Annotated in this window: 12 protein-coding genes; 9 read left to right on the forward strand and 3 right to left on the reverse strand. The window is 73.2% G+C overall.

The features are described from left to right. Positions 1-39 precede the first annotated feature (39 nt). Positions 40-1,194: an ABC transporter substrate-binding protein gene (locus AXF14_RS10370; protein WP_067943025.1), complete on the reverse strand. Its 1,155-nt coding sequence runs from the start codon at positions 1,192-1,194 to the stop codon at positions 40-42. 741 nt (positions 1,195-1,935) lie between these two features. Here AXF14_RS10370 and AXF14_RS13760 point away from each other — a divergent pair. From AXF14_RS13760 to aspS, 3 genes are all read left to right on the forward strand, one after another. After that, the gene (locus AXF14_RS13760) at positions 1,936-5,139 is read left to right on the forward strand and encodes a hypothetical protein (protein ID WP_150118477.1); all 3,204 of its coding nucleotides are present in this window, start codon (positions 1,936-1,938) and stop codon (positions 5,137-5,139) included. A 40-nt stretch (positions 5,140-5,179) separates the two neighbouring features. Then, the gene (locus AXF14_RS10380; protein WP_067943026.1) at positions 5,180-5,941 is read left to right on the forward strand and encodes a hypothetical protein; all 762 of its coding nucleotides are present in this window, start codon (positions 5,180-5,182) and stop codon (positions 5,939-5,941) included. Positions 5,942-6,133: 192 nt separating this feature from the next. After that, positions 6,134-7,966 (forward strand): aspartate--tRNA ligase, encoded by a 1,833-nt coding sequence (gene aspS, locus AXF14_RS10385; RefSeq protein ID WP_067943028.1) that lies wholly within the window; start codon positions 6,134-6,136, stop codon positions 7,964-7,966. Positions 7,967-8,060: 94 nt separating this feature from the next. On the opposite strand, the gene AXF14_RS10390 is transcribed toward aspS, so the two are convergent. Continuing rightward, positions 8,061-8,384 carry a hypothetical protein gene (locus AXF14_RS10390; protein WP_067943029.1) on the reverse strand — a complete coding sequence of 108 codons (324 nt, stop codon included), beginning with the start codon at positions 8,382-8,384 and terminating at the stop codon, positions 8,061-8,063. A 374-nt stretch (positions 8,385-8,758) separates the two neighbouring features. Here AXF14_RS10390 and AXF14_RS10395 point away from each other — a divergent pair, with 374 nt between their 5' ends. Then, positions 8,759-9,376, forward strand: a complete 618-nt coding sequence (locus AXF14_RS10395; RefSeq protein ID WP_067943031.1) for an L-threonylcarbamoyladenylate synthase — start codon at positions 8,759-8,761, stop codon at positions 9,374-9,376. A 154-nt stretch (positions 9,377-9,530) separates the two neighbouring features. Beyond that, entirely contained in the window at positions 9,531-10,379 is an 849-nt protein-coding gene (locus AXF14_RS10400; RefSeq protein WP_236755562.1) for an SDR family oxidoreductase, read from the forward strand. Here AXF14_RS10400 and AXF14_RS10405 read toward each other — a convergent pair. Beyond that, positions 10,361-12,643, reverse strand: a complete 2,283-nt coding sequence (locus AXF14_RS10405; RefSeq protein WP_067943033.1) for an MMPL family transporter — start codon at positions 12,641-12,643, stop codon at positions 10,361-10,363. The two genes, AXF14_RS10400 and AXF14_RS10405, sit on opposite strands and share 19 nt — an antisense overlap. Positions 12,644-12,726: 83 nt before the next feature. Here AXF14_RS10405 and AXF14_RS10410 point away from each other — a divergent pair, with 83 nt between their 5' ends. The 4 genes from AXF14_RS10410 to alaS all read left to right on the forward strand — a co-directional run bounded on the left by AXF14_RS10410 (position 12,727) and on the right by alaS (position 18,784). Then, positions 12,727-14,160, forward strand: a complete 1,434-nt coding sequence (locus tag AXF14_RS10410) for a replication-associated recombination protein A (RefSeq protein ID WP_067943034.1) — start codon at positions 12,727-12,729, stop codon at positions 14,158-14,160. Then, positions 14,157-15,071, forward strand: a complete 915-nt coding sequence (locus AXF14_RS10415; protein WP_067943036.1) for a sulfite exporter TauE/SafE family protein — start codon at positions 14,157-14,159, stop codon at positions 15,069-15,071. Before AXF14_RS10410 ends, AXF14_RS10415 begins: the two co-directional genes overlap by 4 nt. Positions 15,072-15,282: 211 nt before the next feature. Further along, entirely contained in the window at positions 15,283-15,906 is a 624-nt protein-coding gene (gene rpsD / locus AXF14_RS10420) for a 30S ribosomal protein S4 (protein WP_067943037.1), read from the forward strand. A gap of 163 nt (positions 15,907-16,069) precedes the next feature. Next, positions 16,070-18,784: an alanine--tRNA ligase gene (gene alaS / locus AXF14_RS10425; RefSeq protein ID WP_067943039.1), complete on the forward strand. Its 2,715-nt coding sequence runs from the start codon at positions 16,070-16,072 to the stop codon at positions 18,782-18,784. Positions 18,785-18,788 lie beyond the last annotated feature (4 nt).

The raw sequence follows: 18,788 nt of genomic DNA on the forward strand, positions 1-18,788 counted from the left end.
GGGCTCCGTGCCGGTCACGGGGCCCGCCGCCCGGGGCGGTCAGCGCGTGATGCCGAGGTCGACGTAGACCTTGTCCGCCAGGGTCTTCGCGTCGATCGACGAGCTGATGAAGCCCGTCTTCTTGAACTCGCCGATCCCCGGCTCGATCGCCTTGCGGAAGTCGACGGCGGACGCGGTCCAGCCGTAGGTCTTGAGCACCTTGAGAACCGTCGCCTCGTCCGTGGCGACGTAGTCGTTGTCCACCTCGGTCTTCGCCATCTCGGCGAGATGGTCGTCGCCGGCGGCCAGCCAGTCGGAGCCCTTGAACCACGCCTCGGTGAGGGCCTTCGCCTCGGCCCGGTGCTCCTTGACGAAGGTGCCGTTGAGAGCGACGGAGCAGCAGAACGCGGCGTCGTCGTTGTTGGCGAGCTCGTGGGCGGTCCCCTTGAGGACGGGGAGGAGCGCGCCCGGGTCGGAGCCGGTGATGGCGTCGACCGTTCCGTCGGCGAGCGCGGTGCCGAGGGAGTCCTGGTCGACCGTCGTCCAGGTGATCTGGCCGGCCTTCGGGTCCGGGTCGATCCCGGCGTCCGTGAGCCCGATGGAGAAGTAGGCGAAGGCGGAGGACGCGAGCGAGGGCACGCCGATCTTCTTGCCCTTGAGGTCGGCCAGGGAGGTGATGGGCGAGTCGTTCCCGACGACCATCCGGAGGCACCCGGAGTGGAACCCTCCGGCGAGCCTGGCGTCCAGGCCGTTGTAGATCGGCTCGAGCCAGGAGAAGAAGATGCCGGGCGCACCGGTGTACTTGCCGGAGCCGACGGCATCCTTGGCGTCCTCGGTCAGCTGGGTGCGGACCAGCTTGACGTTGAGGTTGGCGTCGTCGAAGTAGCCCTGGTGGTAGGCGGCGTAGAGGGGCGCGGCGCAGATGTCGCCGCCGATGACGAGCTTGATCTCCTCGGCGGCGCCGGTGACGCCGTCGGCGCCCTTGTTGGAGCGGGTCGCCCACCAGCCGCCGCCGACGGCGAGGGCGGCGACGGCCACGCCTCCGCCGATGAGGAGGTTGCGGCGGCTCGTGCCCTTGCGGGCGGGGGCCGTGTCCTCGGCGTCGTCCGCCGCGAGGATGTCGGCGGCGTTCTCGCTCGTCACCTCGTCGTTCGCGGGGACGGCCTGCTGCTCGGGCTGCTGGGAGGGGGTGGTGTGGTCGTTGGGGGTGGGCATGAGGGCTCCTCGCGGGGTGCGTGGGTGGGAGGTGGGGGGCGTCCCAGGGGGATCGGGGGAGGGGGCTGCCAGGCTCGGGGCGGTGGACGGAGCGAGGAGGTCCCGGGGCGCGCGCCGGCGCGGGCCGGCTCTCACCGGCTGCGGGGACCTCAGAGGCTGTCGGGCGGCGTCATCGCCTGCGGGACGGGGTCACCGGGCCTGACAGCGGCAACACGCCATGACGTCGCACAAGGCCACGAGCACGAGGGTGCCGCGGGCGGTGCTGGACGTGGATGCGCCGGTTGCCATGGCACGGACGGTATCCCCGGCGGGCGCTCGCGGGACCGGGCCGTTCGTCACGATGACGGGACGGGCCGCGCTCCGGCGCCCGGACTCGCGCCGCGCACTTGCGGGTTTTCCGCAGAATGACGCCGTGACAAAACAGAGACCTTCGTGATCGTGAGGGTGGTCACGATGGCGGAAGGCGTCCACGATGCGACCCTTTCGGCGGTCTCACGCCGATGCGTCGTACTCAGAGGTGGTTCGCATCGCGCTGACAGGTTCTTTGCCAGGACCGCGAGAAGCGCAAGATCCCCGCAAGCCCCGGCCCACCGCCCGATCGGGACGATACGATCCATTTGCGACGGAATACTGCGCGTCCGCGGCCAAGGCCGCGCGGCCCGTCGCAGTGAGCCGCACTGACGTCCCCCGAGCGCCGCCCGCGCGGATCAGATCCCCACGACCGGCCGCCTCAGGACTCCCTTGACCGCACAGAACGCTCGCGACCTCGGTTCGCGACGCTCCCGTCGCGCCTCGTCGGTGCGACGGGCGCTGGCCGTGCCCGCGGTCGCCGGGATCGTGCTGTCGAGCTCGGTCATGGGCAGTGCCGCACTCGCCACGGAGGCCACCGCTCCCGCCCAGGACGCCGGCGCCGCCACGACCGCCGAGCCGACCCGGGCCGCCGCCTCCGCCGGCCCCGCGACCGGTGAGCGGACGGCGCCCGCCGTCGACGCGACCGCTCCCGCCCAGGGTGCCGTGGAGACCCCCTCGCCCGCGGCCGCCGAGCCGCGGGCCACGACGGGCGCCGACGTGCCCACCGCCCAGCCCTCCAGCACCCCGGCCCAGGACGGCGCCACCGAGGCGACCAGCACTCCGACGGCCCAGGCGAGCGGGGCCGCGTCGGCAGCGCCGAGCGCCGCGCCCGAGGCGACGACTCCCGCCCCCGCCGTGACGCCCGGGACCGGGACGACCGCCTCCGGCGCCTCCTACGACACCGCCTCATCGACCGTGCGGCCCCTGCTGTCCTTCAAGGGCTGGCGCGACGCCGACGGCGAGCTCCTCGACTCCTCCGACGGCGTGCCGGTCGAGATCGCCCTCGTCGACGCCGACGGCAACGCCCAGACCGCGACGATCCTCCTCAAGTTCGTCGACGGCGTCTCCGCCTACGGCCTCCCCCTGTGGCCCTTCACCAAGAACATGGACCCCCACGAGGGCGACTACACGATCCGCTACCGGGTCAAGGGCGCTGAGGCCTGGACCGACGCCGGCACGGTCCACCTCACCGTCTCCCTGCCCGCCGCCGGGAGCAGCGCGACGCTCGTCGGCACCGGCACGGGCCTCACGGGCACCGGCTGGAGCTTCGACGGCAGGACGAACATCGGCGGCGTCTTCAAGGTCGCCGTCCGCCTCACCGACGCCCAGCGGCGCACCCACGACGTCGACGCCCCCGCCTCCTTCACCTCCGGCACCTTCACCATCAGCCCGGAGCAGCTGGCGACGGTCGCGCCCTCCGGCGGAGTCGTCTCCGTCCAGGCGCTGAGCGGCTCCGAGGTCGTCGGGGACGCCGTGACGGTCGCCCCCAGGGCCTCAGTCGCGGCCGCCACGGTCACCGTGGACGGCCGCCTCGCCCTCGAGGTCGCCGACTGGCGCTCCCTCGACGGAGCCGCCCTGCGCGGGCCCTCGCTCACGCTCAACGCCCTCGATCCCGAGACGGGCGAGGTCCTGCGCAGCTACGACCTCGGCCAGAGCGTCGTCCTGCCGTCCTCCGGCGCGAGCAGCTACGACCTGGACGTCGCCGGCATCCTGGCCCGCGCGGGCCTCGAGGGCGACGGCTCGCCGCTCGGCACCGGCAGCTACTCGCTCACGCTCGCGAACGAGGACGGCTGGACGGCGACCACCGACGCCTTCACCGTCACCGCGGGTCTGCCGACAGACGCGCCCACGGAGGATCCGACGAGCGAGCCCTCCACCGAGCCCACCGCGACCCCGACGGCTGAGCCGACGACGCAGCCCGCGAACAAGCCGACCGCCTCGCCCAGCGCCACGGCTGAGCCCTCCGCTCAGCCGACCACGGAGCCCACGACCGAGCCGACGACCGCACCCACCGCGGACGCCGAGGTCGTCACCGCCACCAGGGCTGGCGTCGGGACCCTGCAGCGCATCGGTCAGGCCGGAGCCAAGGACGGCCCCTACGCGGACGGCGAGGTCGCCACCTCCGCGGAGGGCAAGATCCAGCTCACCTTCGGCGGCTGGACCACGGCAGACGGCAGCCCCCTCGCCGCCGGCTCGACCACCACCGTCGAGGTGCGCCTCGTCGCGGCCGACGGCACCGGCTCCCGCCCCGTCACGATCGAGATCACCGTCCCCGATGCCGGCTCCGACGCCTCCAAGTGGGTCCAGCTCTGGACCCTCACGAAGGGGCTCGCCCCCTCGGGCGCCGCCACCTACACGATCCAGTACCGGGCTCCCGGCCAGTCGGACTCCGACTGGCGCGACCTCGGCCCCGTCACCATGAGCGTCTCCGCCGCGACCCCCGGCGCGAAGGCCTCCGTGTCCGTCTCAGCGGACGGCACGACGGTCACCGGCACCGGCTGGACCTTCAACGACTCGACCACCGGCGCCGTCCCCGGCCTCACTGAGGGCGGCGACCTCTACGCCGTCACCCTCACCGGGTCCTGGGGAACGAGCCCCGCCGGCGTGCCGCTCCTCGCGCCCTTCACGAACGGCTCCTTCACCACCTCCGTCAGCGCCATCGCGGCGGCCCTCAAGGCCGCCGGCGTGGCCGCCGGGACCTACGACGTCTCCCTCGGCGCCGGGGAGCCCGTCAGCGTCACCGTGCCCGCCGACGCCCAGCCCGGGCCGGTGCCCACCCCGGTCGCCACCGACCAGCCCGTCGAGCCGATCACGCCCGTGGACCCCAGCACGCCCTCCCCGGGCGCCACGGACCAGCCGATCACGCCCGTCGACCCGGCCCAGCCCGGCCAGGACGCTCAGAACGGTGCGGCCGGCGGCCGCGACGTCGTCGTCACCCCCGGCGAGGACGTCACCCCGGTCCGGCCCGCCACGGATCCCGTGCCCTCCAACCCAGGCTCCGACGACGCCGCCTCCCGCGCCCTGCGCGACGCCGCCGAGCGCCTCGCCGAGGGCCGCACCCCGACGACGACGGCGGTGGACGCGGCCGCGGCGGCCGAGGCCGCCCGCACCGTCCGGCCCGCCTCGAGCCCGGTCTCGCCGGTCGCCGACGCCTCCGCCCTCACCGTCGCCAACGCCGGCTCGCTCTCCGGCGGCCGCGAGGGCGACATCGTCCAGCTCATCCTGCCCAGCTCGAAGGCGCAGGCGGGCGACTGGGTCTCCGTCTTCCTCTTCCCCGGGGGCACGACGAGCGGCTGGGCGCAGGTCGACTCGGACAACTCCGTCTCGATCGACGTCTCCGCGCTCGGCGCGGGCACCTACCAGCTGGCCGTCGCCGACCGCGACAACGCGCTCCTCGGCTGGGCGCAGCTCGAGATCTCCGGCACCCGGGCGACGACGGACCCCGACGCGGGGATCATCGCCGTGGACGGGACCCGCGGGGCCCTCCTCGGTCCGAGCGACTGGATGCTCATCTCCGCCGGCGGCCTGCTCATGATCGGCGCCGCGTCCTTCGTCGTGCTGGCCAATCCGGCCCGCGTCTCACCGCGTCGCTGACCTGTGAGAGGATCGCGGATGCATCACGGAAGGAGGGGCTGTGCAGCACCGCTCGCGGTCGCACGCTCGCGCCCAGGCGCCTGACGCCGGGGCGGACCGCCGGTCCCTCCGCACCCTGGCGCTGCTCCAGGCGGGCGCCGTCGTGCTGTGCGCCTCCGCCGTGACCCCCGCCGAGGCCCTCCCCGCGGACACCACCACCGGCCCCTCGACCACCGGGACCGCCTCCACCGTGAGCCCCTCGACGATCGCCGTCGGGGGCACCTTGACGTACACGCTGTCGGGCTTCCCCAAGGAGTCCACCGTCCAGGTCCTCGTCGACGACGGCGACCTCGACAGCCAGGACCCCGTCGTCTCCGAGGTGCCCGTGGACGAGGACGGCACCACCTCCGGGCACATCGAGCTCCCCGGGTACGTGGACGAGGGCACCCACTGGCTGCGCTTCCGCGTCTCGGCCGGTGAGGACGTCCCCACCTCGCAGGTGCGCACCGCGGACTACACGAACAAGAGCCCCTACTTCACCGTCGCCGGCGTCACCATCATCGGCGGCGGCGACTCCGCGGCCGCCTCGCAGCCGACCGCGACCGGGGTCCCGACCGTGCCCGCGCCGACCTCGACGGCGACCCCGGCGGCCGCCGCCGGCGGTGCGGACGCGTCGAGCGGCGAGTCGGAGCCGCACGGCTTCCCCGTCATCGGGGCCTCCTTCCTCGGCCTCGGCATCATCATGGTCGGCCTCGCCGGCTTCGTCGTGCGCAACCGCCGGCGCCTCGCCGCGCACGAGCGCGCCCTCGCCGAGGAGGGCTGAGGCCCGGCGCCGTACGGGGGCCGTCGGCGGCGCGGGAGCGCCGTCCCGCGCGTGTTGACCCGTCACCCCGCCCGATCCGGGCTCGGGCCGCCGAGGCGCGCGGCGATAGGATCGCGGCGGCGCCCGCCCGTCTCGCGGTGCGCCTCGCCGGGCACCGGAACCAGTGCCCCCAGCTGGAAGGAACACAGCATCGTGCTGCGAACCCGCAACGCAGGCTCCCTGCGCGCCGCCGACATCGGCACCACCGTCACCCTCACGGGCTGGGTGGACCGCCGCCGCGACCACGGAGGCGTCGCCTTCATCGACCTCCGCGACGCCTCGGGCATCGCCCAGGTCGTCATCCGCGAGGAGGTCGCCCACGACCTGCGCGCCGAGTACGTCCTCAAGGTCACCGGCGAGGTCACCGCCCGCCCCGAGGGCAACGCCAACCCGAACCTCCCCACGGGCGAGATCGAGGTCGTCGTCTCGGACGTCGAGATCCTCAACCCCGCCGCCCCGCTGCCCTTCCAGGTCTCCGACCACGCCGAGGACGCCGGCCAGGTCGGCGAGGAGACGCGCCTCAAGTACCGCTACCTCGACCTGCGCCGCTCGAGCATGCAGCACGCCATCCGTCTGCGCTCCAAGGTCTCCCAGGCCGCGCGCCGCGTCCTCGACTCCCACGACTTCGTCGAGATCGAGACCCCGACGCTCACCCGCTCGACCCCGGAGGGCGCCCGCGACTTCCTCGTCCCGGCCCGCCTCGCCCCCGGTTCCTGGTACGCCCTGCCGCAGAGCCCCCAGCTGTTCAAGCAGCTCCTCATGGTCGCCGGCATGGAGCGCTACTACCAGATCGCCCGCTGCTACCGCGACGAGGACTTCCGCGCCGACCGCCAGCCCGAGTTCACCCAGCTCGACGTCGAGATGTCCTTCGTCGGGCAGGACGACGTCATCGCCGTCGCCGAGGACGTCCTCAAGGAGGTCTGGGCCCTCATCGGCTACGACCTGCCCACGCCGATCCCGCGCATGACCTACAAGGACGCGATGGAGAAGTACGGCTCGGACAAGCCGGACCTCCGCTTCGGCCTCGAGCTCGTCGACCTCACCGAGTACTTCAAGGACACGACCTTCCGCGTGTTCCAGAACGAGTACGTCGGCGCCGTCGTCATGCCCGGCGGCGCCTCGCAGTCCCGCCGCACCTTCGACGCCTGGCAGGACTGGGCCAAGTCCCGCGGTGCCAAGGGCCTCGCCTACGTCACCATCGCCGACGACGGCACCCTCGGCGGCCCCGTCGCCAAGAACATCACCGACGCCGAGCGCGAGGGCCTCGCCGCCGCCACGGGCGCCAACCCCGGCGACGCGATCTTCTTCGCGGCCGGCAAGGTCGACGCCTCCCGCGCCCTGCTCGGCGCCGCCCGCCTTGAGGTCGGCAAGCGCTGCGGCCTCATCGACGACGACGCCTGGGCCTTCACCTGGGTCGTCGACGCCCCGCTGTTCAAGCCGTCCGCCGAGGCCAAGGCCGAGGGCGACGTCGCCCTGGGCAAGTCCGCCTGGACCGCCGTCCACCACGCCTTCACCTCCCCGAAGCCGGAGTGGCTCGACTCGTTCGACGAGGACCCGGGCAACGCCCTGGCCTACGCCTACGACATCGTCTGCAACGGCAACGAGATCGGCGGCGGCTCGATCCGTATCCACTCCCACGACGTCCAGGAGCGCGTCTTCAAGGTCATGGGCATCGGCGAGGAGGAGGCCCAGGAGAAGTTCGGCTTCCTGCTCGACGCCTTCCAGTTCGGCGCCCCGCCGCACGGCGGCATCGCCTTCGGCTGGGACCGCATCGTCTCCCTGCTCACCAGGGCCGAGTCCATCCGCGACGTCATCGCCTTCCCGAAGTCCGGCGGCGGCTACGACCCGCTCACCGAGGCGCCCGCCCCGATCACCCCGGAGCAGCGCAAGGAGGCCGGCGTGGACGCCGATCCCGAGGACAAGGGCGCTGAGAAGGCGGAGAAGAAGGCTGCCAAGGCCGCTGAGAAGGCCGAGAAGAAGGCCTGACACCGAGCCTGGGGCGCTCAGACGAACGGCGGCCCGCTCCACGTGGAGCGGGCCGCCGTTCGTCGTCGCGACCGGGGCGCGACGGAGCGGGGCCTCAGGCCGCGTGGTGGCAGGTGGGGCAGGTGCAGTCCTCGCAGGCGCAGGACGAGCAGCTGTCCGAGCAGTGCTCGCAGGAGCACGCCGCGTGGTTGCACGTCGGACAGGTGCAGCCCTCGCACTCGCAGACGGCGCAGACGTCGTCGCAGTCACCGCACTGGCAGGTGGTGCACTCGTCGTAGTGGCCGTTGTCCTCGTGGTGGGCGTGGCCGTCGTGGATGTAGTCCACGTGGTCGCCGTGGATGACGGCTCGGTGGCCGCAGCTCGGGCCGTGGGTGTGGTGGTGGGTCTCGGCGGGGCGGTGCTCGATCGTGGCGGTCATGGGGTGCTCCTGGCTCGTGATGGCGTCCGTGCGTCCTCCGCACGGATCGATGACCCCCGAAGAATAATTCTGAAAATGGTTTTCCGGCAAACATGGGAATGCTTCTCGACCGCTTTTCAAAAATGATTCTCAATGCATTTTCGTCATGAATACCGTTCTCGTCGGCCACCGCCGTCCGAACCCGTCTCGCGCTCGGAGCGCGCGGTCCGCCGCGCTCGTCCGGAACCCGGCCCTCCCGAGGCGGCGCTCGTGATGAACGGCTTCACCGTCGGGACCACCGGCGCCCACCGCCCGGGCGTCGGGAGCGACGTCGAGCACCGGCCGCTCGCCGGCGCCGCGCCCCGCGCGAGCGGCGCCGGGCGCACAATGGAGCCATGTCGCGCTACGTCGAGCTCCACCCCGCCAACCCGCAGGCCCGCCGCGTCGAGAAGATCGTCGAGGAGATCCGCTCCGGCGGCATCGTCGCCTACCCGACCGACTCCGGCTACGCCCTCGGCTGCGCCCCCGGCAACAAGGAGGGCCTCGACCGCATCCGGGCCATCCGCCAGCTCGACGACAAGCACAACTTCACCTTCATGTGCGCCGACTTCGCCCAGGCCGGCCCCATCGCCATCGTCGGCAACAACGCCTTCCGCCTCATCAAGCGCCTCACCCCCGGCCCCTGGACCTTCATCCTCAAGGGGACCAAGGAGGTGCCCCGCATGACCCTCAACGCCAAGAAGCACACCCTGGGCGTGCGCATCCCGGAGAACCCCATCACCCAGGCCCTCGTCGCGGGCTTCGGGGCGCCCCTGCTCTCCTCGACCTTCATCCGTCCCGGCAACGACCAGCCCGAGACCAACGGGTGGGAGATCGAGGACTTCCTCGGCCACCTCATCGACGTCGTCATCGAGGGCCCCGTCGGCTCCACCGAGCCCACCACCGTCGTCGACCTCACGAGCGACGTCCCCGAGGTGCTGCGCGAGGGCGCCGGCGACCCGGACCTCCTCTGAGGCCTCGCCGAGCGGACGCGGGGCCGCGCTCCGTCCGGGCCCGGGCGGGGCGCACCGGATTGCCCTGACAGCGTGAGCCCTGGCGCCGCTCGCCGAGGCGGTAGGACGGTGGCACCACGGGCGGGGGAGATCCTCGGCCGCGAGAGGAGGCACCATGAGGATCGCCGTCATCGGAGCCACCGGGACCGCCGGACGCCCCACCGTCCGCCACTCCGAGGCCGCCAGCCACGACGTCCGCGCCCTGTGCCGCGCTACCGGCGTCGACCTGCTCACCGGTGACGGACTCGCCGAGGCCTTCGACGCCGTCATCTCCGCCGCGACGCCCGTCCCCACCGACGCCCCCGACGTCATCGAGGCGCTCACCGCCGTCACCGAGCGGATCGTCCGCGCCGCCGAGGGCGCAGGCGTGCGCCACCTCGTCGACCTGTCCATCGCCGGGATCGACGACCCCGGCCTCGCCGGCTTCGACTACTACCGCGACAAGCTCGCCGAGGAGGGCGTCATCGCCGACTCCTCCGTCCCCGGCTCGATCGTCCGCTCGGCCCAGTGGTACGAGTTCGCCCTCAACCCGGCGGCGGTCGAGGAGGACGAGGATGAGGTCCGCGTCCAGGACTGGTACGTCCAGCCGCTCGCCGTCGACGCCGTCGGCGCGGCGCTCGTCGCCGCTGCCGAGGCCGAGCCGCGCGACGTCGCCCTCGGCAGCGGCGACGAGCCGCTCCACCTGCCCGACCCTCACCGCCCGCCTGCTCGCGGCGACCGGCGACGCGCGCCGCGTCGTGCCCGTCCCGCCGGTGCTGCCGGCTCTGGGCTCGGGAGTCCTCCTGGCTGCGCCCGGGGCCGAGATCCTCGGCCCCACGGCGGCGGACTGGGTCGAGGAGCAGTCCGCTCAGTGGGCCTGAGGCCCGCCCTCGAGGAGTCCGGTGCCCCGGCCGCGCCCGGGCTCCACCTGGGCGTCGGCCGGGGCTCTCCGCGGACCGGAGCGCCTCAGTGCTCGATCCGGTAGCGCTCGTAGACCCGCCGCAGGGGAGCGGGCGCCCACCAGTTCCAGCTGCCCAGCAGAGTCATCGTCGCCGGGACGAGCAGCATGCGGACGACGGTGGCGTCGAGCGCGACGATGATCGCCATCGCCACGCCGATCTCCTTGACCGCGAGGAGGTCCCCGGCGACGAAGCCGAGGAACACCGTCACCATGATGAGCGCCGCCGAGGTCACCACGCGGCCCGAGCGCTGCAGACCGCGCTCCACGGCGGTGTCGTTGTCGCAGCCGGAGTCCCAGTACTCCTTGATACGGGCCAGGAGGAAGACCTCGTAGTCCATGGCGAGGCCGAAGCCCACCCCGACCGCGGTGATGACGACGTAGCTCTCCAGGCCCCCCACCGAGGTGAAGCCGAGCGTGCCCTCCAGGTGCCCCTCCTGGAAGACCCAGGTGAGCGCGCCCATCGAGGCCGCCAGGGAGATCGAGTTGATGATGAGCGCCTTGAGCGGGACGAGCACCGAGCCGGTCATGAGGAAGAGCAGGACGAAGGTCGCCAGCACGATCGTGCCGAGCACCCACGGCAGGCCGTGCTCGATCGCGAGGCGGAAGTCGAGCTGGGTGGCGGCCTGGCCGGTCACCCACCGGTCCGCGGGGGCGCTCACGTCCCGGACGGAGGCCACGGCGTCCTCCGCCTCGCTGCTCGACGGGCCGCCGGCGAGGTCGAGGTAGACGACCGTGTAGCTGCCGGCGGTCGCCGTCGAGAGGACCGAGTCGACGCCGTCGGCCTGCGCGACGCGCCCGACGTAGTCGGTGACCCGCTGACCGGTCCCCGCGATGACGAGGGTCGCGTCCGGCTGCGCGGCGGCCGGGTAGTCCTCCTCGAGGACCCGCAGGTAGTCGCGCTGGTCCGAGTGCGGCGGCAGCATCTCCGTCGTCGAGGACAGCATGTGCAGGTGGCGCACCGGCGCCGCCAGGACGACGAGCAGGACGAGGCAGGCGACCAGCACCAGCCACGGCACGCGGTGCACGGCGTGCGCCAGTCGGGAGAAGACGCCCTCCTCGCTCGTCACGTCGCCCATCCGGCGCTGGAGCGAGCCGAGCAGCGGCACGCGGGACAGGACCGAGGGGCGTCGCAGGCGGTCCCCGAGCAGGACGAGCACCGCGGGGACGAGGGTCACGGCTGCGGCGACCGTGATGAGGACCACGGCGACGCCCGCGAGCCCGATCGAGTGCAGGACGCTCGTGCCCATGAGCAGCAGCCCCAGCATCCCGATGGCGACCGTGAGCGCCGAGAACATGACGGTGCGCCCCGTCGTCATGATCGTCGTCCTCATCGCCGTCGCGACGACCGGACGGCGACGGCGGCGCCGTCCCCCGCTGACCTCGGGGGAGGCGTCGGCGGAGTCGAGGCGGGCCAGCTCCTCCCGGTAGCGGGACGTGATGAGCAGCCCGTAGTCGATCGACAGGCCCAGCCCGATGACCGTGACGATGCTGACGACGAAGGACTGCAGGTCCATGACGTACGTCAGTCCGTACAGGACGCCGAGGGAGCCGGCGATCGCCGCCAGCGCCCCGATGAGCGGCATCCCCGCGGCGAGGAAGCCGCCGAAGACGAGGACCATGATGAGCAGGGAGAGCGGGAGCGAGATGAGCTCGCCGGTGACGAGGTCCTTCTCGACCTGGTCGGTCACGGCGGAGGCGAGGAGCGAGTCGTCGGAGACCGTGCCGCGCGCCTGGGGGGCGACGTCGTGCAGGGCGGCGGGGACGGCGCGCAGGCGGTCCTCGACCTTGCCGACGAGCTCGTCGAGCTGCTCGTGGTACTGGTCGTCGTCCGCGGAGGCGACCTCGTCCCCGTTGGGGTCGACGGTGACGACGACGAGGAAGCCGTCCTGGTCCTTGGAGGCGAGCACCTGCGCTGCGGGCTCGGTGAGGCCGCCGGGGATGACGAAGGGGTCGAGGACGGAGCCCTCGCCGAGGAGGTCGTTGAGGGCGGTGTGCGTGGGCTCGAGGTTCTTCGTGATGCCCTCGACGACCGCGGGGTCGGACAGGTCCGTGCCCGTGACCTGGAGGGTGACGGTCTCCCCGTCGCCGGCGAGGGTGTCGAGGAGCTCCTGGCCCTCCGCGGACTCCGTGCCGTCGACGCCGACGGTGCCGCCCTCGAGCCGGTCGAAGAGGGCCTTGCCCCCGAGGCCGGTGAGGGTCAGCGTCAGCAGGAGCGCCGCGAGGACCACCCAGGCCCCGACGACGACCCAGGCGTCCTTGACGACCCTGTTGGCGAGATGCTCCAGCACGCGCTCATTCTTGCATCCCGGGTGCGACGGTCGGCGCCGGCCCGGCTGCGTGGCACCCCTGCCGTGGCGATAGTCTCGGCGGCATGGATCTCTTCGAGGCGGCGGGCACCGACGACGTCGGTCTGCCCGTGGACGCCCACGCGCCGCTGGCCGTGCGCATGCGCCCCCGCACCCTCGACGAGGTCCTCGGCCAGTCCCACCTCCTCGCCCCCGGCTCGCCCCTGCGGCGCCTCGTCGAGCCCGCCCGTCCTGGCGCGGGCCGCGGCGCCGGCGTCTCCTCCGTCGTCCTGTGGGGACCGCCCGGCACCGGGAAGACGACGCTCGCCTACCTCGTGGCACGCGGCTCCGGGCGCCGCTTCGTCGAGCTCTCCGCCGTGACCGCCGGCGTCAAGGACGTGCGCGCCGTCGTCGAGGACGCGCGCCGCCGGCTGGCCGCCTCGGGGGAGGAGACCGTCCTCTTCGTCGACGAGGTCCACCGCTTCTCCCGCTCGCAGCAGGACGCACTCCTGCCCAGCGTCGAGAACCGCTGGGTGACCCTCGTGGCCGCGACGACCGAGAACCCGAGCTTCTCCGTGGTCTCCCCGCTCCTGTCCCGCTCCCTGCTCCTCACCCTCCACCCGCTCGCCGCCGACGACGTGCGCGCCCTCATCGACCGGGCCGTCACCGACGAGCGGGGCCTGGCCGGAGCGGTCACCATCGACGAGGACGCGCGCGAGCAGGTCATCCGCATGGCCGGCTCCGACGCCCGCAAGTCCCTCACCGTCCTCGAGGCTGCCGCCGGGGCGGTCCTCGCCGCCCGCCGCCCCGCGGCCCTCGCCCCGGACGACGACGGCGCCCCGGACGCCGACGGGGCGCAGGACCCGCAGGCGCCCCGCGCCGTCCCCGCCATCACCCTCGCGGACGTCGAGCAGGCCGCCGACGTCGCCGCCGTCCGCTACGACCGGCAGGGGGACCAGCACTACGACGTCGTCTCGGCCTTCATCAAGTCCATGCGCGGCTCCGACCCCGACGCCACCCTCCACTACCTCGCCCGCATGATGGCCGCGGGGGAGGACCCCCGCTACATCGCCCGCCGCATCACCATCCACGCCGCCGAGGACGTCGGTCTCGCCGACCCCGCCGTCCTCCAGACCGCCGTCGCCGCCCAGCAGGCCGTCGCCCTCATCGGCATGCCCGAGGCCCAGCTGGTCCTGGCCGAGGCCGCCCTCGCCGTCGCCACCGCGCCCAAGTCCAACGCCGTCACCACCGCCATCGGCGCCGCCATGAAGGACGTCGCCGCCGGCCGTGGGGGAGCGGTCCCGCCCCACCTGCGCGACGCCCACTACGCCGGCGCCGAGAAGCTCGGCCACGGCACTGACTACCTCTACCCCCACGACTTCCCCCACGCCGTCGTCGCCCAGCAGTACCTCCCCGACGAGCTCGACGGCGCCCGCTACTACGAGCCCACCGCCAACGGATTCGAGAAGCAGATCTCGGCCCGCCTCGACGCGGTGCGCCGGATCACGGAGCAGCAGTGAGCCATCCCGCCCCCACCAGCCCGAGCGACCCCGGGGCCGCCGAGCCGGACGGAGTCCGGGACCCCACCGGCCGCGGCCGCCTCACGACCTCCCTCCTCGTCCTCGTCACGGGCCTGGCCGCCGGCTTCCTCTCCGGCCTCTTCGGCGTCGGCGGCGGCCTCGTCATCGTCCCCGCCCTCATGAGCGTGCGCGGCATGTCCCAGCGCCGCGCCGCGGCCACCTCGCTCGCCGCGATCGTGCTCACGGCCGCCGTCGGCACGAGCTCCTACGCGCTGCGCGGCGAGGTCTCCCTCGTCGCCGCCGTCCTCCTCGTCCTGGGGTCCTTCGTCGGCGCCCAGATCGGCACGTGGCTCCTGCGCCGCCTCCCCGCCAGGGTCCTGCCCTGGATCTTCGTCGCCTTCGCCGTCTTCGTCATCGTCTCCCAGCAGCTCCAGGTCCCAGTGCGCGAGGCCGGGCTCGTCCTCGACCCCGTCCGCGGCGTCGGCCTCGTCGCCGTCGGCCTCCTCGCCGGGATCCTCTCCGGACTCGTCGGCGTCGGCGGCGGCAGCGTCATCGTGCCGGGCCTCGAGCTCATCGTCGGCGTCGGGGACCTCCTGGCGCGCGGCACCTCGCTCCTCGTCATGATCCCGACGGCGATCATGGGCACCTGGTCCAACGCCCGCCACGGCGTCGTCGACCTGCGCGCCGGCCTCATCGTCGGCGTCGGCGCCGCGGTCGCCGCACCGCTCGGCACCATGACGGCCGCGGCGATCAGCCCCGCGACCGGCAGCCTCCTGTTCAGCCTCTTCCTCGTCTGCGTCGTCCTCAACACCCTGCGCAAGGAACAGCAGCGCCGGCGCCGCGAGCGGAGCGCCGTCGAGTCCGCCCTTGACGGCGTGCCCTCCGACGGCCGGGACGGTCGTCGGCCCTGAGGATCGCCTCACATCGGGGCGTCGCGGCGTGCGCGGGCCGGCCGCGGTCCGCTAGGGTCTCAGGGCTGCCGTCCGGGGCCCCGCTCCCCGCCCGGCACTCCTGGGGTCCCGGCCCACCGCGCCGCAGCTGCGGCACGTCACGAGGCTGACCCCGCGCCGCAGGCACCCGCCCGCGACGTGCGAACAACTCCGACAGGAAGAAGAGACGAGCATGAGCTCCTCCCGCTCCCGCCGCCAGGTGCGCCTCTCGCGCGCCCTCGGCATCCCGCTGACCCCCAAGGCCGTCCGCTACTTCGAGAAGCGCCCCTACGGCCCCGGCGAGCACGGCCGCGCCCGCCGCCGCACCGAGTCGGACTACGCCGTCCGCCTCAAGGAGAAGCAGCGCCTGCGCGCCCAGTACGGCATCCGCGAGGCCCAGCTCCAGCGCGTGTTCGAGGAGGCCCGTCGCGAGAAGGGCCTGACCGGTGAGTCCCTCGTCGAGCTCCTCGAGATGCGCCTCGACGCCCTCGTCCTGCGCTCCGGCTTCGCCCGCACCATCGCCCAGGCCCGCCAGGACGTCGTGCACCGCCACATCCTCGTCGACGGCAAGGTCGTCGACCGCCCCTCCTTCCGCGTCAAGCCCGGCCAGACCATCCAGGTCCGCCCGCGCTCCCAGGTGATGGTCCCCTTCCAGATCGCCGCCGCCGGCGCCCACCGCGACGTCCTCCCGGCCGTCCCGGACTACCTCTCCGTCGAGCTCGAGAAGCTCCAGGCCACCCTGGTCCGCCGCCCCAAGCGCGACGAGGTCCCCGTGAACTGCGACGTCCAGATGGTCGTCGAGTACTACTCCCGCTGATCGCGCCCGGCGCGACAGCCCCGGGACGCCCCGAACCGGTCTCCGGTTCGGGGCGTCCCCGCCTTCCGGGGTAGTCTTACCCCGGTCCACCTGACCCACGCCGCGTCCGAGAGCCCGCCGCAGGCCGGACGCGCACCACGAGCACGAACAGGACGAGGAACCGATGCGCACCTCAGAGATCCGCAGCCGCTGGCTGGACTACTTCGCCGCGAACGGCCACGAGATCCGCCCCTCGGTCCCGCTCATCTCCCCGGACCCCTCCATCCTGTTCACCGTCGCCGGCATGGTGCCCTTCATCCCCTACATCCTGGGCACCGAGGAGGCGCCGTGGCCCCGCGCCGCGAGCGTGCAGAAGTGCATCCGCACCAACGACATCGACAACGTCGGCAACACGACCCGCCACGGCACGTTCTTCCAGATGAACGGCAACTTCTCCTTCGGGGACTACTTCAAGGAGGGCGCCATCGGCTACGCCTGGGACCTCCTCACCGGCCCCGTGGCCGAGGGCAAGTACGGCCTCGACGGCGACCGCCTCTGGATGACGGTCTGGGAGAAGGACGAGGTCGCCTGGAACTACCTCACCAAGGAGATCGGCGTCCCGGAGAGCCACGTCCAGAAGCTCCCCTTCGCCGAGATCTCGTGGTCCACCGGCCAGCCGGGTCCGGCCGGCGCCTGCTGCGAGATCCACTACGACCGCGGCCCCGCGTACGGGCCCGACGGCGGCCCCGTCGCCGACGTCCAGGGCGACCGCTTCATCGAGATCTGGAACCTGGTCTTCGACGAGTTCATCCGCGGCGAGGGCGTCGGCCACGACTTCGAGCTCGTCGGCAAGCTCGACAAGACCGCCATCGACACCGGTGCGGGCCTCGAGCGACTCGCCTTCATCATGCAGGACAAGCCGAACATGTACGAGACGGACGAGGTCTGGCCCGTCATCGCCGCGGCCCAGGAGCTCTCCGGCAGGAAGTACGGCCTCGGCGCGGCCGGTCCCTCCGCCGGCGCCGCCTACGACGACGACGTCCGCATGCGCGTCGTCGCCGACCACGTCCGCTCCTCCCTCATGCTCATCGGCGACGGCGTGCGCCCGGGCAACGACGGCCGAGGCTACGTCCTGCGCCGCCTCATCCGCCGCGCCGTGCGCTCCATGCGCCTCCTCGGCGTCGACGAGGCCACCATGCCCACGCTCCTGACGACCTCCAAGGACGTCATGAAGCTCTCGTACCCCGAGCTCGAGACCAACTGGGACCAGATCTTCCAGGTCGCCTACGGCGAGGAGGAGGCCTTCCGCCGCACGCTGGCCGCTGGCACCACCATCCTCGACACCGCCGTCGCCGACGCCAAGCAGAAGGCGGCCAAGGCCGGCCGCAAGGCGGTCGTCCCCGGCGCCGAGGCATTCACCCTCCACGACACCTACGGCTTCCCCATCGACCTCACCCTCGAGATGGCCGCCGAGCAGGGCGTCGCCGTCGACGAGGACGCTTTCCGCACGCTCATGAACGAGCAGAAGGAGCGCGCCCGCGCCGACGCCCGGTCCAAGAAGACCGGCCACGCCGACATCCGCGCCTTCCAGGAGATCGAGAGGACGATGGGAGGCGGCTCCACCTTCCTCGGTTACACCGAGACCGCCGCCGACGCCACCGTCACCGGCATCCTCATCGACGGCGTCCCGAGCCCCGTCGCCACCGCCCCCGCCGAGGTCGAGATCGTCCTCGACCGCACCCCCTTCTACGCCGAGATGGGCGGCCAGCTCGCCGACCAGGGCGTCATCCGCCTCGCCGACGGCGGCGTCATCGAGGTCTCCGACGTCCAGGCCCCCATCAAGGGCCTGTCCGTCCACCGCGGCACCCTCACCGAGGGCACCGCCGCCGTGGGGGAGAAGGCCTTCGCCGAGATCGACGCCGTGCGCCGCCTCGCCATCGCCCGCGCCCACACCGGTACGCACATGGTCTACGCGGGCCTGCGCAACGTGGTCTCCGAGCACGCTGACCAGGCCGGGTCCGAGAACTCGCCCTCGCGCCTGCGCTTCGACTTCCGCCACAACAGCGCCCTCACCGGCGCCCAGGTCGACGACATCGAGTCCCTCGTCAACGAGAAGCTCGCCGAGGACCTCACCGTCCGCACCGACGTCATGAGCATCGAGGACGCCCACAGGACCGGCGCCATCGCGCTCTTCGGCGAGAAGTACGGCAAGGAGGTCCGCGTCGTCACCATCGGCGACGGCTTCGACGTCGAGTTCTGCGGCGGCACCCACGTGCCCTCCACCGGGCACATCGGCCGCGTCGCCGTCCTGGGGGAGTCCTCCATCGGCTCCGGCGTGCGGCGCATCGACGCCCTCGTCGGCGACGGCGCCTACGGCTTCCAGGCCAAGGAGCACGCCCTCGTCTCCCAGATCTCGACCCTGGTCGGCGCCCGCGCCGACGAGCTCCCCGAGCGCATTGAGGGCCTCATGGCCCGCCTCAAGGACGCCGAGAAGAAGCTGGCGGCCGCCGAGCAGGCCCAGATCATGGGCCGCGCCTCCCAGATCGTCGACGGCGCCGTGCGCGCCGGCGAGGTCCTCCTCGCCTCGGCCGAGCTGGGCGCCGTCGGCAACGCCGACGCCCTGCGCACCCTCGCCCTCGACGTCCGCTCCCGCCTCGGGGAGTCCGAGCCCGCCGTCGTCGCCGTCGCCGGCGTCGCGAACGAGCGCCCCCTCGTCGTCGTGGCCACCAACCAGGCCGCCCGGGACAAGGGCGTCAAGGCCGGCGACCTCGTCCGACTCGCCGCCAAGACCCTCGGCGGCGGCGGTGGCGGCAAGCCCGACCTCGCCCAGGGCGGCGGCCAGGACGCCTCCGCCGTCCCCGCGGCCCTGCAGGCCGTGGGCCGCGAGCTGGGCGCCTGACGGG

This window comes from Actinomyces radicidentis, from assembly GCF_001553565.1.
Lineage (GTDB): Bacteria > Actinomycetota > Actinomycetes > Actinomycetales > Actinomycetaceae > Actinomyces > Actinomyces radicidentis.